The organism is Paractinoplanes deccanensis (assembly GCF_016862115.1).
Classification (GTDB): domain Bacteria; phylum Actinomycetota; class Actinomycetes; order Mycobacteriales; family Micromonosporaceae; genus Actinoplanes; species Actinoplanes deccanensis.
This window is the reverse complement of the sequence record NZ_BOMI01000195.1, coordinates 1-15,230: the sequence shown is the minus strand read 5'-3', so window position 1 is coordinate 15,230 and position 15,230 is coordinate 1. Positions and strand designations below refer to the sequence as shown.

Genomic DNA, 15,230 nt, shown 5'->3' with positions numbered 1-15,230 from the left:
TCCTCGACACCTATTGAACAGAGAGTGATTGTGTCGTTACAGTCACCGAGGTTTCGCATGACCCCTTTTGCACCCCTCGATGCCCCGGAGGCTGATTCACCATGCCCGCATACCGTGCGGTCGTGTTCGACTTCTTCGGCACACTGACCCGCTCGGTCCAGCGCGGACCCCAGCACGCCGAGATCGCCCGGGCTCTCGGCGCCGATCCCGAAGCGGTCCGCGGCGTGCTCGACCGGACCTTCCGAGCGCGCGCCCGCGGCCGGTACGGCTCCGCCGAAGCCACCCTACGGTGGGTGATCGAGCAGGCCGGTGGCCACCCCCGCACGGCCCAGGTGCGCGCCGGCGTCCCGGCGCGGATCAACGCGCTCAAGGCCGACACCCGGCTGCGCGACGACGCCGTCACCACCCTGGCCGCCGTCAAGCGCCGCGGGCTGGCCACGGCAGTGATCAGTGACTGCACACATGAGCTGCCCGCGTTCCTGCCCGGCCTGCCGGTGGCCCCGCTGCTGGACGCGACGATCTTCTCCGTACGGCTGGGGGTCTGCAAACCGGACCCGCAGATCTACCTCGCGGCGTGCGACGAGCTCGATGTGCTGCCGGGCGAATGCCTCTACGTCGGCGACGGCGGCAGCCACGAGCTGACCGGCGCGGCGGCGGTGGGCATGACGCCCGTACGCCTGGCCGCGCCCGACCTCGCCAATCACCTGACCTTCGACGCCGACACCAACTTCGCGGGCCGGACGGTCCGGTCCCTCACCGAGGTCATCGGCCTGGTCGATCAGGCCCGGGTCGGCGAGCCCGCGGCCATTTAGGATGACGCGGTGACTTCCGCGCTGCTGGACGAGGCCCTCAAGAAGGCCGCGCTGGCCTGGATCTCCGTCGGGGACGGGCCGGCGCTGGCCCTGTGGTGCATGCCGCTGGAGGGCTCGCTGATCGTCGTCAGCGGCCCCGGCGAGCAGCACGCCCCCGGCCTGGCCGAGGCGCCCCGGGCCACCGTGCGCCTGCGCGGCGACAACGGCGGGCTGATCGTGGTCACCGAGGCCACGGTCACCCGCCTGACCCCCGGCACCGAGGAGTGGGAGACCGCCGCCCCGCAGCTCGCCGCCAAGCGCCTCAACGCCTCGGGCACGGCGGAGGAGGTGGTGACGCGCTGGGCCGAGACGGGGTGCGCGGTGGTCCGGCTGACGCCGGTCGCCGACCAGGCTCCGGTCGGGCGCCCCGACCTCCCGAAGGACTCGGGGGCGGCCCCGCCCCGCGAGACCCCGGCCCGGGTCGACGTGACCCGCCCCTTCCGCCTGCACCGCGTCCGCAAGCGTTAGCCCACGAAGGGCGGGACCGCGATCTCGCCCGACGCGACCGGCCAGACGTGGCCGCCGACCGTGGCCGAGGTGGCCGCGCCCGCGGAGGCGGTGACCGTGCACTCCAGGCGGGACGGGCGCTTCATCTCGATGCCCTGGTGGATGCGGTACGACGACGTGCCCTCGGGTGGGAGCAGGCCCGCGTCGACCAGCCAGACGCCGAGGGCCAGCGCCGCCGAGCCCGTCGCCGGGTCCTCGGGGACGGCGCTGCCGGGGATGAAGACGCGGGAGTGGGCCTCCGCGGTCTCCGGGTTCCAGGCGACCACGCTGAGGTCGGTGATGCCGTGCCTCGCCGCTGCCCGGGTGTCGATGGTAACGGTGGCGAGCGCTTCCCGGCGTACGGGGAAAACGACCCAGTCGAGACCGCACCCGGCGGGACGTGGGGCAGGACCCTGATGGTCGTCGGCCGACAGGCCGGTGACCTCGAGAAGGTGGTCGACGGGAACCGGCTCGCCCAGCCGGGGAGCCGAGCCGGTGACCGTGGCGGCGCCCTGGGACGTGACCGTGATGGGCAGCAGGCCCGCTCCGCACTCCTGGACCACCTCGCCCGCGGCGAACAGGCCGCGGCGCATCGAGGTCACCGCGGCGCCCACGCTGGGGTGACCGGCGAACGGGATCTCCGACTCCGGAGTGAAGATCCGCACACGATAGGTGGCCGCCGGGTCGGCCGGCGGGAGCACGAAGACGGTCTCGGAGAGGTTGAACTCGCGGGCCAGGGTGTGCATCTGATCTGCGGCTAGGTCCTCGGCGCCGTACACCACGGCGAGGGGATTTCCCGCGAACGGGCGATCAGTGAATACGTCGACGATCTCGTACGCCACTCCTGACATGTCCGGACCCTAACCTAGGCTGAAGGCGTGACCATGGGGACGAGGGTTTATGTGGCCCGTCTCGCGGGTCTGCCCGTCTTCGACCCGAACGGGGACAGGGTCGGCCGGGTGCGCGACGGTGTGGTCCGGCTGCGCACCACCACCCGGCCACCACAGGTCGTGGGGCTGGTGGCCGAGATGGCGCTGCGCCGGCGCATCTTCCTGCCCATCGGGCGGGTGACGTCGATGGACGCCGACAACGTCGTGCTCGGCAGCGGCAGCCTCAACCTGCGCCGGTTCGAGAAGCGGCCCAACGAGCTGCTGGTGATCGAGGACCTGCTGGACCGCCGGGTCGTGGTGGTGCCCGAGCACGGCGAGGGCGACGGCACTCCGGGCAACGTCGTCGACATCGGCATGGAGCTCAACCGGAACAACGAATGGCTGGTCACCCGGGTCGCCGTGCGCGAGCACACCGGGCGCCTGACCCGCCGCGGCCACGTCTTCCAGGCCGAGTTCGAACGGGTGCGCGGGCTGGTCGGCCCCACCGACACGCAGGGCACCTCCAACCTGCTGGCGCTGCTCGAGCAGATGCGCCCCGCCGACATGGCGAACGCGCTCCAGGACCTGCCGGACGCCCGCCGCAACGAGGTGGCCGCCGCGCTCAGCGACCGCACGCTCGCCGACGTGCTCGAGGAGCTGCCCGAGCACGATCAGGTGGAGATTCTGGTACGCCTCGACCGCGAGCGCGCCGCGGACGTACTGGAGCGCATGGACCCGGACGACGCGGCCGACCTGCTCGCCGAGCTGCCCAAGGCGGAGCAGACCGTCCTGCTCGACCTGATGGAGCCGGACGAGGCCGACCCGGTGCGCCAGCTGATGAGCTACCGCCCGGGCACCGCGGGCAGCGTGATGACCTCGGAGCCGGTGATCCTCACCCCGGACACGACCGTGGCCGAGGCGCTGGCGCGCATCCGCGAGCCCGAGCTGTCGCCGGTCGTCGCCGCGCAGGTCTTCGTCGCGCGGGCGCCCTCGGCGACCCCGAGCGGCAAATATCTGGGCATGGTCCACTTCCAGCGGCTGCTGCGCGAGGCGCCGTCGTCGATCCTCGGCGGCATCGTCGACAACGACATCGAGCCGCTGCGCCCCGACGCCACGCTCGCCGAGATCATCAAGCGGATGGCGACGTACGACCTGGTGGCCATGCCGGTGATCGACTCGACGCACCGGCTGGTCGGTGCCGTGACGGTCGACGACGTGCTCGACCACTCGCTGCCCCGCGACTGGCGTGAGCGCGACAACCTCGGGATCGACGACAGCGCCGACGAGGTGACGCTGTGACCGAGCCGCGCCGGGACCGCCTGGACCAGCCCGTCGAGCCGGGGCGTGTGCGCCTGCCCCGGTTCAACCCCGAGGCGTTCGGCCGCTGGTCCGAGAACATCGCCCGCTACATGGGCACCGCCCAGTTCATCGTGTGGATGACGCTGGTGATCGCCGGGTGGTTCCTGTGGAACACCCTCGCGCCCGAGAAGCTGCGCTTCGACCCGTACACGTTCACGTTCCTGACCTTGATCTTGTCCTTGCAGGCCTCCTACGCCGCGCCGCTGATCCTGCTCGCGCAGAACAGGCAGGCCGACCGCGACCGCCTGGCGATGGAGGAGGACCGGCGCCGCGCGGCGATGCAGAAGGCCGACACCGAATATCTGGCCCGCGAGATCGCCTCGCTGCGCATCGCGCTGGGCGAGGTCGCCACCCGCGACTTCCTCCGCTCGGAGCTGGCCCGGCTCGCGGACGAACTGGACGAGGCGGCACACCGCCGCGAGAAGCGGGCGCGCTCCGACTGGGAAGAAGATCGCAAGGACTGGGACGCCGAGCGTTCGTAAGGAGCGACGTAGCATGGCAACCATGTCCGCTCCCGCCTCCACCATCGAGGACGCGATTCAGGCCGCGCTGGCCACGGTCGACGACCCCGAGATCCGACGCCCGATCACCGAACTCGGCATGGTCAAGGGCTTCACTGTCGCCGACGGCACGGTCCGGGTCGAGTTGCTGCTCACCGTGGCCGGCTGCCCGCTGCGCGACAAGCTCGACAACGACATCACCGCCGCCCTGACAAAGATCCCCGGCATCACCTCGGTGAGCATCGACTTCGGGGTGATGAGCGAGGAGCAGCGCAAGGCGCTCCAGACCACGCTGCGCGGCGGTTCCGCTTCGGCGGAACCGGTCATTCCGTTCGCCCAGCCGGGTTCCCGCACGAGGGTGTACGCGGTGGCGAGCGGCAAGGGCGGCGTCGGCAAGTCGAGCGTGACGGTCAACCTGGCCGCGGCCCTCGCCAAGCGGGGCCTGTCGGTGGGCGTGATCGACGCCGACATCTACGGCCACTCGGTGCCGCGCATGCTCGGCGTCGACGGCCGGCCCACCCGGGTCGAAGAGATGATCATGCCGCCGCAGTCGCACGGCGTGAAGGTCATCTCGATCGGCATGTTCACCGCGGGCAACGCGGCAGTGGTGTGGCGCGGCCCGATGCTGCACCGCGCGTTGCAGCAGTTCCTCGCCGATGTCTACTGGGGCGACCTCGACGTGCTCCTGCTCGACCTGCCGCCGGGCACCGGCGACGTGGCGATCTCGCTGGCGCAGCTGCTGCCCAACGCCGAGATCCTGGTCGTCACCACGCCGCAGGCGGCGGCCGCCGAGGTGGCCGAGCGGGCCGGGGCGATCGCGCTCCAGACCCACCAGCGCGTCATCGGCGTCGTGGAGAACATGTCGTGGCTCGAGCTGCCGGACGGCTCGCGCATGGAGGTCTTCGGCGCGGGCGGCGGGCAGACCGTGGCCGACTCGCTGACCACCGCGATCGGCGCCTCGGTGCCGCTGCTCGGTCAGGTGCCGCTCGACACCCGGGTGCGCGAGGCGGGCGACGCCGGCGACCCGATCGTGCTGGCCGCTCCGGACGCGCCGGCCGCCAAGGCGCTCGACGCCGTGGCCGCCAAGCTGGCCGTGCGCCGCGACTCCCTCGTCGGCAAGCCCCTCGGCCTGATGGTCAACGCCCGCAAGGGCTAGGTGGCGTCGAGATCCAAGGTGCGCGCCTTCGGCTCCGATGTGACGATCGGGGCCGAGGGCGCTTTCTTGATGTCCGCGGCGTCCGCGACCTCGGTGAGGTCGGTCTTCACGCCGTTCAGGTCCGACTTCACGTCCTCGAGCAGGCCCTGCAGCGGCTTGCGGATCGCCGCTTCCTCGTCCTCGCTGATCAGGTGCTTGCGGATGAACGCCTTCGGGTGCAGGTCCTGCAGCTGAAGGTCGGTGCCGAGCTCGCGGTTGAGGTCGCTCGTCGCGTTTTGTGCCATGGCGCGCAGGCCACGCAGCATGCGCATGCCGTCGCCGATCACCTTCGGCAGCCGCTCGCCGAAGATCAGCAGCGCGAGCAGCAGCAGCGCGCCGATCTCCCACCAGTTCAGGTTCTCGAACATGAGGGCTGCCTCCCTTTGTCTCCGGCGCCCAGCCTACGCACGGAACCTGTCAGTTGGCAGTCCGCGGGCGGTTCAGTTGGAGTCGGCGACCAATGTCACTGACGCCGTCTGGGTCTTGGTGCCGCGACGGTACTCCACGGAGACGGTCGAATCCGGCGGGTACTTGCGGACGAGGGCGATCAGGTCGGTGCCGTCCTCGACCACGTGCCCGTCGATCTTGGTGACCACGTCGCCGGCCTCGAGGCCCGCGGTGGCCGCCGGGCCGGAGGGCTCGACCGAGCGCAGCCGGGCGCCGGCCGAGCTGGTGCCGCCGGTGGCGACCTCGGCGCCGATCACCGTGCGCCGGGCCTTGCCGGTGTCGATGATGTCGCCGGCCACCCGGCGGGCCTGGTTGATCGGGATGGCGAAGGCCAGGCCGATGTTGCCCGCCTCGGTCTCGGTGCCGCCCACCGAGCGGATCACCGAGTTGACGCCGACCACCTGACCGGCGGCGTTGACCAGCGGTCCGCCGGAGTTGCCCTGGTTGACCGCGGCGTCAGTCTGGATCGCCGCGTAGTAGCGCGTCGGGCCGCCCGTCTCGCCGCCGGCCTCGATGGTGCGGTCGAGGGCGCTGACGATGCCCGCGGTGACCGTGTTGACCAGGGCCAGCGGGGAGCCGAAGGCGAGCACCGGGTCGCCGACCGCGAGCGAGTCGGAGTTGCCGATGGCGACCGGGGTGAGATTTCCCTTGGCGACCTTGATCACGGCGATGTCCGACTCGGGGTCGCGGCCGACCACCTTGGCGCTCGCGGTGGAGCCGTCGCTGAACGCGACCGACAGGGTGTCGTCCTCGGCACCCTCCACGACGTGGTCGTTCGTGATCACGTAGCCGTCCTTGGAGACCACGAAGCCGGAGCCGATCGCGCCGGTCACGCGGACCGTGACGACGCTGGGCAGCACCTTTTTGGCCACACCGGCGAGCGAGTCGGGCGCCCGGTTGGCGGCCGCGGGCGGATCGTCGGGAGTGGCGCCCAGGCTCGACGCGGCGCCGCCGCCGACCCCGCCGCGGACGGCGAAGACATAGCCGAGCGTGCCGCCGAGGCCGCCGGCGAGCAGGGCGGTGACCAGGCAGATGAGCAGGATCGGGGTGTACGAGCGGCGGGGCGCGTCGGGGTCGGCGACCGGCTCGGGCGGCGGCCCGGAGCTCTGCTGGGCGCTCTGCACGACGACGGCGGCCGGAGCGTACGGGTCACGCCAGGGGTCGGCGAGCGCGTCGGACCACCAGGGCGAGGGCTGTTGACCATTGGCAGGCGGCGGAGTGGGACGCGCGTTCCAACCGTCGGTCACGTCGGTGCCTCCACTCATGTTCCGCCCGGCTCCCCCTCCAGGATGACACGGATCCCCGGCGCTGCCTCTCCCCGGCCCTTTTATCCCATCGACGGCCGAGTGCGCCCCAGGAGAGCATCGCTCTACTCTTTATGCGCATCCTCAGTGTCCCCGGAGGTCCGTCATCGTCCCGTCAGCACGCTCGATCGGCCCGCAGCCGGCCGCCCATGGTTCCCAGTTCGCCGAGGCGTACGCCGACGAGGACATCGTCCTGCAGACCGCGCGCAGCCTCTCCCACGAGCTCGGCCTCTTCAGCGTCACCCCGGCCGCCGGCTCCGTGCTGCGCCTTCTCGCTGCCGCGGGCAGCGCCAAGGCGGTCGTCGAGATCGGCACCGGTACGGGGGTGAGCGGCGTCTGGCTGCTGCGCGGCATGCGCCCCGACGGCGTGCTCACCACGATCGACGTCGAGAACGAGCACCAGCGGATCGCCCGGCGGATCTTCGTGGAGGCAGGGTTCGCGGCGTCGCGGACCCGGATCATCACCGGGCGGGCCCTGGACGTGCTGCCCCGCCTCGCCGACGGCGCCTACGACCTGGTCTTCGTCGACGCGGACGCCACCGAGTTCGGGGCCTGCGCCGACGAGGCGCTGCGGCTGCTGCGGCCGGGCGGCGCGCTGGTGGTCAACGGCGTGCTCGCCGGCGGCCGGATCGCCGACCCGTCGGCCCGGGACGTGGACACGATCACCATCCGCGAGACGGTGCGCTCGGTGCGCGAGTCCGAGGAGTGGATCCCGGCGGTGATCCCGTCGGGCGCGGGCCTACTGGCGGCCGTCAAGCGCTGACAGGTAGCGCAGCAGCGTCCGGGCTCCCCATCCGGTCGCGCCCCGGGTGATCTCGAGCTGGGTGGTGTCGCTCCAGGCCGGCGCGGCCATGTCCACGTGGGCCCAGCGGTCCGCGTACGGCCCGAGGAAGTCACGCAGGAACAGGGCGGCCACCATCGAGCCGGGGCCGCTCGCCGGGGAGCTGTGCCGGTCGGCGATGTCGCTGCGGAGCAGGTCGGCGTACTCGCCCGGCAGGGGCATGCGCCACATCCGCTCCCCCGCACCGGCGCCGGCCTCGGTGAGGGCCGCGGCGAGCTCGTCGCTGCCGCTGTAGAGCGCGGCGATCTCGGGGCCGAGCGCGACCTTCTGCGAGCCCGTCAGCGTGGCCAGATCGACGATCACATCGGGGTCGAGCTCGGCGACCGCGTAGCCGAGCGCGTCGGCCAGCACCAGGCGGCCCTCGGCGTCGGAGTTCGTGGTCTCGGTGGTGCTGCCGTCGTACTGGGTGATCACGTCGCCGGGCCGGAACGCGGCGCCGCTCATCGCGTTCTCGGCGAGCGGCATCAGCGCGGTGATCCGCACGCGGAGCCCGAGGTCGGCGGCGCCGAGCGTGGCGGCGGCCACCGCGGCGGCACCGGCCATGTCGTTCTTCATCCGCTTCATGCCCTCGCGGGTCTTGATCGAGAGGCCGCCGCTGTCGAACGTGATGCCCTTGCCGACCAGCACCACGTGGGTGGTCGCGCCGGGCGGCTGCCAGGTCAGCTCCACCATGCACGGCCGCCACTTCGACCCGCCGCCGACCGCGCGCAATCCGCCGAAGCGCGCGAGGCCGGCGCCGGCGTGGACGCGTACCGAGACTCCGGGCCTGCGCGCGGACGCGCCGGACATCTCCTCGGCGAACCAGTCCGGGATCTTCAGGTTGGACGGCGTGTTGGTGAGGTCGCGGGCCAGCCACGTCGCCCGGGCCGCGACCCGCGCCTGGGCAAGGTCTCTCGCGTACCCCTGCGGGTTGGCCGTCACCAGGTCGATCGGGGCGGTCCTGGGCTCCTCGCGGGCGTCGCGGTAGCGGTATCCGCCGAGCCAGAGGCCCTCGGCGAGGTCCTTGTCCAGGTCGTCCACGACGATCTGCAGCGGCTCGTCGCCCGGAACGTTTCTGACAATTGCCGCGCCGGCCGCTCGCCAGCCCTCGCTCGCGTCCACCAGGAGGACCTTGGCGGGGCGGCGCAGCGGGCGGTGCAGGGCGAGCACGGGATCGGGACGGTCACCCAGAGCGGCGATCTCGTCACCCAGGTCGCCGCCGGCGTGCGACAGTGGACCCGACGAGCCGATCGGCACCACGCGGGTCAGGTCGTCGTCGAGGCGGTCGGTCAGCCGGATCGGAAACACGGGAGCATGACCTTTCTCGAAGACGTGGAAAGCCCGCCGGTACGGGCGGTACCGTACCGGCGGGCTCGCGTGAAACGTCAGCCGGCGATCGACTTCAACGCGTCACCCAGCGCGCTGGCCTCGTCCGGAGTCATCTCAACGACGAGACGGCCACCGCCCTCCAGTGGGACGCGCATGACGATGCCACGACCCTCCTTGGTGACCTCCAGCGGACCATCGCCCGTCCGCGGCTTCATCGCCGCCATCTTGTCTCCCCTCAGACCCACATCAGGGTGTCGGTGGGTTGCCCCACAGCCACTTGTCAACGGTCACGTGCTCAGCCCCACGTGACGTGGTACCTCGTATCCGACCGGCGGCAGAGGGGCCATTCGCGTCTTCACGCGGACCGGCCCACCGTGCCGATCAAACATTTTCCCTGATGAACACCGGCGAACCCAAACCCAGCCCGGGCGGATGTGACAGCGTCTAGCATATCGTCTTTTGGGCTGTCACAATGTGCGGTCATGCAGGCGCGGTCCGCACTCTTCGACCTGTACGGCGACTACCTCCGCCCGAGAGGAGGGCGCGCACCGGTCGCGGCCCTGGTCAAGCTGCTGGCGCCACTCGGCATCGCTCCTCCCGCTGTGCGCACCGCGGTGTCCCGCATGGTGCGCCAAGGCTGGTTGCACCCTATGCGATTGGTCTCCGGTCCGGGATACCTGCTGACCCCGAAAGCCGCCCGCCGGCTCGACGAGGCGGCGGCGCGAATCTACCGGACCGGTCGGGCCGGCTGGGACGGGCGCTTCGACCTGATCCTGCTGCACGGCCCGCTCGCCAAGCGGGACGCGGCCCGGCTCGCCTTCCTCGGGTACGGGTCGCTGGGCGAGCACGCGTGGGTGGCGCCCCGCGCCGCCGAGGAGGCGGACCTCGTGCTGACCGACGCCGGAGTGCCGTACGAGCGCTTCAGCGCCGCGCACGCCGCCGGCTCGCCGGGCGCCGCCGAGGTGGTCGGCAAGGCGTGGGACCTGCCGGAGCTGGCCCGGTCCTACGAGGACTTCGTCGCCGACCTGCGACCGGTGGTGACCACGGTCAACGCCCGCAGCAGCGACGAGGAGGCCTACGCGGCCCGCTTCCGGCTGGTGCACGCCTGGCGCTCGTTCCTGTTCCGCGATCCGCAGCTGCCCACGTCGCTGCTGCCCCCGCGCTGGCCGGGCACGAGCGCGGCGGGCTTCTTCGACCGGCACGCGGCCCGGCTGCGCCCGGCCGCCGACCGTTACGTGGAGCGATGCCTGCACTCCGTGACTCGCAACCGTGTGGGATTCTCAGACACATGACCGCCATCCGACCGCCCCACCCGCCACCCTTGAGCAGCCTGAAGACTGACTCCCTGCTGGTTGACCGCACCGATGCGGTCGTCACTCTCACGCTCAACCGGCCGTCGGCGATGAACGCGCTCGACGTCGACCTCAAGGAGGCGCTGCGCGACACCCTGGCGTCCCTCGAGACCGACAAGTCCTGCCGGGCGATCGTGCTGGCCGGGGCGGGCAACGCCTTCTGCGTCGGCCAGGACCTGCGGGAGCACGCCGAACAGCTGGAGTCGGGCCGCACCGACCTCGACACGGTGCGGGTCCACTACAACCCGATCGCGCAGCGGCTGGCGAGCATGCCCAAGCCGGTGGTGGCGGCGGTGCGGGGCATGGCGGCCGGGGCCGGCGCCTCGCTGTCGCTGCTGGCGGACTTCCGCATCGGCGGGCCGAAGACCGGCTTCCTGATGGCCTTCGCCAACGTGGGTCTGGCCGGCGACAGCGGCATCTCGTGGTCGCTGCCGCGGATCGTCGGGCACGCGCGTGCGCTGGAGCTGCTGCTGCTGGCGGAGCCGGTGCGCTCCGCGGACGCGTACGCCATGGGCCTGCTCTCCCGCCTGGTGGACGACGACGAGCAGGTGCTGCCGGCCGCCCAGGAGCTGGCGGCGCGGCTCGCGGCGGGCCCCACCGTGGCCTACGGGGCGATCAAGCGCGAGCTCTCCATCGGCGACGCCGGCACGCTGTCGGACGCGCTGGCGGCCGAGGCGCAGGCCCAGGCGATCTGCGGCGCGACGGCCGACCACAAGAACGCGGTGAACTCCTTCGTGGCGAAGCAGAAGCCGGTCTTCGAAGGCCGCTGATATGACGCTTTTGGGATCACCACATCCATAAGGCTCGATGCATACGCTCCTCCCGACGCGTCCTACCGGACGCGCGTTTCCCCGTGGGAGGGCCTCATGGTCAGGTGGCGGATCTTCTTGGGTACGGCTTTTGCCGCGCTCACCATGGCGGCGGGCGGCGCGATCGCGTCCCCCGCCGCCGCGGCACCGACGTCGGGTGACGGCGCAGTCAACCCGACCCCGTCGGTCGTCGGCGGCACCCGCGCCGCGCAGGGCGAGTTCCCGTTCATGGTGCGCCTGTCGATGGGCTGCGGCGGCGCCCTCTACAGCCCCACCCTGGTCCTCACGGCGGCGCACTGCGTGAGCCGCACCGGCGCGAACTCGTCGATCACGGCCACGCTCGGCGTCGTCGACCTGAACTCGTCCAGCAGGATCACCCGCCGGTCCAACTACGTCTACCGCGCACCCGGATACACGGGCGCCGGCAAGGACTGGGCCCTGATCCGCCTGGCCAGCCCGGTCACCGGCCTGGCCACGCTGCCGATCGCCACGACAACGGCGTACGACTCGGGCACCTTCACGATCGCCGGCTGGGGCGCGGCGAGCGAGGGCGGATCGCAGCAGCGCTACCTGCTGAAGGCCACGGTTCCCTACGTCAGCGACGCCACCTGCAACTCGTCCGCCATGTACGGCGGCGAGGTGATCGCCGCGGAGGAGATCTGCGCCGGCTACACCTCCGGCGGCGTCGACACCTGCCAGGGCGACTCGGGCGGCCCCATGTTCCGCCGCGACGCCAACAACGCCTGGATCCAGGTCGGCATCGTCAGCTGGGGCGACGGGTGCGCCCGCCCGAACAAGCCCGGCGTCTACACGCAGGTCAGCTACTTCTCGTCCGCGATCCGCTCCGCCGCCACCTCACTGGGCGGCTGATCCTCGGGGGTCGCGGCGTGTAAGCCCCGACCGGAACCGGTGCCGCGGCGTCGTGCCACCAGCCGACGCCGTGGCACCTCCGCGCGTTCGCCGCGCCGGCCGTGAAGCTCGCCCATTCCCCTAGCCGATGCCGGCGCCGCTGCCGATGCCGGCGCTGGTGCTGTGCCGGTGCCCCCGCCGGCCGCGAGGCGGTCAGTCCTCGTCCTCGTCTTCTTCTTCGGGGTCCTGGTTGGCCTCGGCGCCCAGGACGAACGCCTGCATGGCGAGCTCGTCGCCGCTCGGCCACACATAGGTGGGGAGCTCGGCCGGGCCCAGCTCGAGCAGGTGGGACCAGAACTGGCGCACGGCCTCGGCCGGGGTGGTGGCCTCGATGGGGAGGGCCACGCTCACCAGCCAGGTCGGGCGGTTGGGGCCGAGCGGCTCGGCGCCCAGGGCCGTGGCGAAGCGGCGGAACGTCTCGGCGTCGACGGGGGTGGGTTCACCCTCGGTGAGGGAGCCGAACTCGGGGGCGGGGGCCGGGTCGTCGAAGGCGCGCCGCAGGTAGGTCAGGGCGAGCTCGCCGGCCTCGCTCTTGGCGGCTCGGGCGAGGGCCACCACGGTGCCGTCGGCGACCAGGAGCACCTCGTCGTCCGGCCGTACCGAGGATGTGCCTGCCGACACCGTCACGGTGTCGTGGTGGAACAACCTCTCGTCGGCCCACCTGTTCGCCGGAATGATCACCGCCCACTGACCCATGGCTCCATCCCATCATGCGCCGGGATGCGGGCTGAGGGGTGGGACCCAACAACCCGCCAGATGGTCGTCGACCATGCCCGTGGCCTGCATCAACGCGTAGGCCGTCGTGGGGCCGACGAAGCGGAAACCGCGCTTCTTGAGGTCTTTGGCCAGGGCGGTGGACGCGGGCGTGATCGCGGGGACGTCGGCGCGGGTCGCCGGGCGGGCCGGGCGCGGGTCGGGGGCGAACGACCAGAGCAGGGCGGAGAGGCCGTCGGGCAGGTCGGCGGCGGCGCGGGCGTTGGCGATGGCGGCGTCGATCTTCATGCGGTTGCGGACGATGCCGGTGTCGGCCATGAGGCGGGCGGCGTCGGCGTCGGAGAAGGCGGCCACCTTGTCGATCGAGAAGCCGGCGAAGGCGGCCCGGAACGCCGGCCTCTTGCGCAGGATGGTGATCCAGGAGAGGCCGGACTGGAACGCCTCGAGGCAGAGCCGCTCGTAGAGCGCGTCGTCGCCGCGCACCGGCTTGCCCCACTCGTCGTCGTGGTAGGCCGCGTAGTCGGGGCTGGAGCCGCCCCAGAAGCAGCGGGCACGCCCGTCGGTGCCGATCACGAGCCCGGCGTCATCAGTCATGGCGACCACCGTAGAGGGGCGGTACGACAAAAATCGGCTACGGGAGTTTGCCCTGCTCGACCAGGCGGCCGAACCTCTTCAGGGCGCCGGTGAAGCTCAGCTTCGAGCCCGGCCACAGGACCGGCCACGCGAGCTTGCCGATCGGGCCGGCCGGCAGGTGGAACCACTCGTGCAGCACCACCTGGGTGCGGTCGCCGGACATCGCCGTGCACCTCATCGAGCCCGGGCCCCGCAGGATCTTGCCGCAGTGCACGACGCGGACCTCGTACGGCGCGTTGACCTTGACGACGCGCAGCTCGTCGCGGAGGGCCGCCGGGCCGATCGCCGTGACGGCCTCCACCAGGCTGCCCTCGCCGCCGTCGCCCTCGACCACGCGGACCCGGGTGAACGGGATCCACTCGGACTGCTTCTCCCAGTCGAGGAACGCCGCGAAGACCTTGGGGGCGGGCGCGTCGACGATGACCGTCGCGGTGACCTCGCCGATGCCGGGCTCCGCCGCGTCGCCGAGCCCGCCGACCGGCTCGGTGGGGCTCACTGCTTGGCCACCGGCTCGTCCGCGGGGACGGGCGTCACGTCGATGACCGGGTCGTCGCCGGTGGCCGGTGGCGGCGGCGGAGCCGGCGTGACCGGCGCGATCGCCGCCTCGCGGGCGCGGCGCAGCACGTCGGCGTCCGCGATCCGGCCCTCGCGCAGCGCCAGCACCTCGGCCTCGAGCACGCCGATGAGCTCGCCCTTGTAGCCGATGTCGTACGCGGCCCGCTGGAGCGCCTGGTCGACCTGGGCCATCCGGTAGCCGCGCCAGGTGACGTCGAACTTGGTGTGCGCCACGTCCTCCTCGCCGAGCGGGCGGTCGCTGGGCAGCGGCACCGCCCGGCCGTCCGGCTCGACCGGCGTCAGCGCGCTGTCGTTGCCACTGATCATCACAGTCACGCCGAACACGATCGCCGCGACGACCAACGCCACGACGATGAAGAGGAAAAGCTGGCCCATGCGCAAGATGTTGGCACGACGCGATCCGCGTGGCGAGTCCGCCACCCCGACCGGTACGCGCTAGTGACCTCAGGTCCAGGTGAGGATCTTTTTGCGCCAGGCGTAGAGGATGCCGAGGGCGAGCACCGCCACGAACACGCCCATCTCGGTCACGGTGGCCCAGCCGAAGCCCGGCAGGTCGAACACGACCGCCCAGGGAAAGAGAAAAACGGCCTCCACGGCGAAAAGCACATACAGGTACGCGTAGACGTAGTACCTGATCTGCGCCTGCGCCCAGTCGCCGCCGACCGGGTCGATGCCGCTCTCGTACGCGATGAACTTGCCCTCGGGCTGGGCCGGGTCGGACGGGCGGAGCAGCTTGTTGGCCGCGAACGCGCCGACGAAGACGAGAACGCCCACGGCTGCCACCAGCCCGAGCGTGGCGTACGACCCGAGATACCCGTCCACAACCTCGAAGCGTAGACGAGCCACGTACGGGGCACTCCCCGGCCGGATAGTGGACTCTGCTGGTTCGGGCGAGCGCGACGTGGCTACTGTGGTCAACGGCTCACGCCGGGTAGTAAGGAGCGCCGACGTAGTCTGGAAGTGACTAGTTCTTGCGGGCCGGCTCATCGACGATCATCTCCGGCCGGCCGGCAACCTTTGGAGGTTGGGAACGTGTCCGCTGGAGCGAAACGGGTCGAGCAACTGGATCGGGTGGTT

18 protein-coding genes and 1 pseudogene are annotated in these 15,230 nt (G+C 71.8%); 9 read left to right on the top strand and 10 right to left on the bottom strand.

Annotation, left to right across the window (positions count from 1 at the left end):
* Nucleotides 1–101 precede the first annotated feature (101 nt).
* Together Ade02nite_RS46125 and Ade02nite_RS46120 are read left to right on the top strand one after the other, a co-directional pair.
* The gene (locus Ade02nite_RS46125) at nt 102–812 is read left to right on the top strand and encodes an HAD family hydrolase (RefSeq protein WP_203777779.1); all 711 of its coding nucleotides are present in this window, start codon (nt 102–104) and stop codon (nt 810–812) included.
* A gap of 9 nt (nt 813–821) precedes the next feature.
* Nucleotides 822–1,319 carry a hypothetical protein gene (locus tag Ade02nite_RS46120; protein WP_203777778.1) on the top strand — a complete coding sequence of 166 codons (498 nt, stop codon included), beginning with the start codon at nt 822–824 and terminating at the stop codon, nt 1,317–1,319.
* Here Ade02nite_RS46120 and Ade02nite_RS46115 read toward each other — a convergent pair.
* Entirely contained in the window at nt 1,316–2,188 is an 873-nt protein-coding gene (locus Ade02nite_RS46115; RefSeq protein WP_203777777.1) for a PhzF family phenazine biosynthesis protein, read from the bottom strand. The two genes, Ade02nite_RS46120 and Ade02nite_RS46115, sit on opposite strands and share 4 nt — an antisense overlap.
* Nucleotides 2,189–2,215: 27 nt before the next feature.
* Between Ade02nite_RS46115 and Ade02nite_RS46110 the strand changes: the two genes are divergently transcribed.
* Genes Ade02nite_RS46110 through Ade02nite_RS46100 form a run of 3 tightly spaced genes read left to right on the top strand, consistent with a single transcriptional unit; the run spans nt 2,216 to nt 5,221 of the window.
* Entirely contained in the window at nt 2,216–3,505 is a 1,290-nt protein-coding gene (locus tag Ade02nite_RS46110) for a magnesium transporter MgtE N-terminal domain-containing protein (RefSeq protein WP_203777776.1), read from the top strand.
* Entirely contained in the window at nt 3,502–4,047 is a 546-nt protein-coding gene (locus Ade02nite_RS46105; protein WP_203777775.1) for a DUF1003 domain-containing protein, read from the top strand. Before Ade02nite_RS46110 ends, Ade02nite_RS46105 begins: the two co-directional genes overlap by 4 nt.
* 22 nt (nt 4,048–4,069) lie before the next feature.
* Nucleotides 4,070–5,221 (top strand): Mrp/NBP35 family ATP-binding protein, encoded by a 1,152-nt coding sequence (locus Ade02nite_RS46100; RefSeq protein ID WP_203777774.1) that lies wholly within the window; start codon nt 4,070–4,072, stop codon nt 5,219–5,221.
* Here the strand turns inward: Ade02nite_RS46100 and Ade02nite_RS46095 are convergent.
* Complete coding sequence (locus tag Ade02nite_RS46095; protein ID WP_203777773.1) at nt 5,218–5,628, bottom strand: twin-arginine translocase TatA/TatE family subunit; 411 nt, start codon at nt 5,626–5,628, stop codon at nt 5,218–5,220. The genes Ade02nite_RS46100 and Ade02nite_RS46095 overlap by 4 nt on opposite strands.
* A 72-nt stretch (nt 5,629–5,700) precedes the next feature.
* The gene (locus Ade02nite_RS46090; RefSeq protein WP_203777772.1) at nt 5,701–6,972 is read right to left on the bottom strand and encodes a trypsin-like peptidase domain-containing protein; all 1,272 of its coding nucleotides are present in this window, start codon (nt 6,970–6,972) and stop codon (nt 5,701–5,703) included.
* Nucleotides 6,973–7,198: 226 nt separating this feature from the next.
* On the opposite strand from Ade02nite_RS46090, the gene Ade02nite_RS46085 reads away from it, so the two are divergent.
* Nucleotides 7,199–7,774: an O-methyltransferase gene (locus tag Ade02nite_RS46085; protein WP_438871027.1), complete on the top strand. Its 576-nt coding sequence runs from the start codon at nt 7,199–7,201 to the stop codon at nt 7,772–7,774.
* Here the strand turns inward: Ade02nite_RS46085 and Ade02nite_RS46080 are convergent.
* Together Ade02nite_RS46080 and Ade02nite_RS46075 are read right to left on the bottom strand one after the other, a co-directional pair.
* On the bottom strand, nt 7,751–9,139 hold the full coding sequence (locus tag Ade02nite_RS46080) for a leucyl aminopeptidase family protein (protein WP_203777771.1): 1,389 nt from the start codon (nt 9,137–9,139) through the stop codon (nt 7,751–7,753). The genes Ade02nite_RS46085 and Ade02nite_RS46080 overlap by 24 nt on opposite strands.
* Before the next feature lie 77 nt (nt 9,140–9,216).
* Nucleotides 9,217–9,384, bottom strand: coding sequence for a DUF3117 domain-containing protein (locus Ade02nite_RS46075; RefSeq protein WP_014694782.1), 168 nt, complete (start codon nt 9,382–9,384; stop codon nt 9,217–9,219).
* A 258-nt stretch (nt 9,385–9,642) separates the two neighbouring features.
* Here Ade02nite_RS46075 and Ade02nite_RS46070 point away from each other — a divergent pair, with 258 nt between their 5' ends.
* The 3 genes from Ade02nite_RS46070 (at nt 9,643) to Ade02nite_RS46060 (ending at nt 12,191) form a co-directional block, all read left to right on the top strand.
* The gene (locus tag Ade02nite_RS46070) at nt 9,643–10,452 is read left to right on the top strand and encodes a PaaX family transcriptional regulator (protein WP_203777770.1); all 810 of its coding nucleotides are present in this window, start codon (nt 9,643–9,645) and stop codon (nt 10,450–10,452) included.
* Nucleotides 10,449–11,282: an enoyl-CoA hydratase/isomerase family protein gene (locus tag Ade02nite_RS46065; protein WP_203777769.1), complete on the top strand. Its 834-nt coding sequence runs from the start codon at nt 10,449–10,451 to the stop codon at nt 11,280–11,282. The genes Ade02nite_RS46070 and Ade02nite_RS46065 overlap by 4 nt, the downstream gene beginning before the upstream one ends.
* 96 nt (nt 11,283–11,378) lie before the next feature.
* Nucleotides 11,379–12,191: a S1 family peptidase gene (locus Ade02nite_RS46060; protein ID WP_203777768.1), complete on the top strand. Its 813-nt coding sequence runs from the start codon at nt 11,379–11,381 to the stop codon at nt 12,189–12,191.
* A 192-nt stretch (nt 12,192–12,383) separates the two neighbouring features.
* On the opposite strand, the gene Ade02nite_RS46055 is transcribed toward Ade02nite_RS46060, so the two are convergent.
* The 5 genes and pseudogenes from Ade02nite_RS46055 to ndhC form a co-directional block, all read right to left on the bottom strand.
* Nucleotides 12,384–12,926, bottom strand: a complete 543-nt coding sequence (locus Ade02nite_RS46055; RefSeq protein ID WP_203777767.1) for a hypothetical protein — start codon at nt 12,924–12,926, stop codon at nt 12,384–12,386.
* 12 nt (nt 12,927–12,938) lie between these two features.
* Nucleotides 12,939–13,538 (bottom strand): DNA-3-methyladenine glycosylase I, encoded by a 600-nt coding sequence (locus Ade02nite_RS46050; RefSeq protein WP_203777766.1) that lies wholly within the window; start codon nt 13,536–13,538, stop codon nt 12,939–12,941.
* A 37-nt stretch (nt 13,539–13,575) separates the two neighbouring features.
* Nucleotides 13,576–14,073 (bottom strand): SRPBCC family protein, encoded by a 498-nt coding sequence (locus tag Ade02nite_RS46045; protein WP_203777765.1) that lies wholly within the window; start codon nt 14,071–14,073, stop codon nt 13,576–13,578.
* 53 nt (nt 14,074–14,126) lie between these two features.
* Nucleotides 14,127–14,528: pseudogene (locus Ade02nite_RS46040) on the bottom strand (DivIVA domain-containing protein); the annotation flags it as partial.
* Between the two features lie 69 nt (nt 14,529–14,597).
* Nucleotides 14,598–14,975, bottom strand: a complete 378-nt coding sequence (ndhC, locus tag Ade02nite_RS46035) for an NADH-quinone oxidoreductase subunit A (protein ID WP_203777763.1) — start codon at nt 14,973–14,975, stop codon at nt 14,598–14,600.
* Nucleotides 14,976–15,230: the final 255 nt, after the last annotated feature.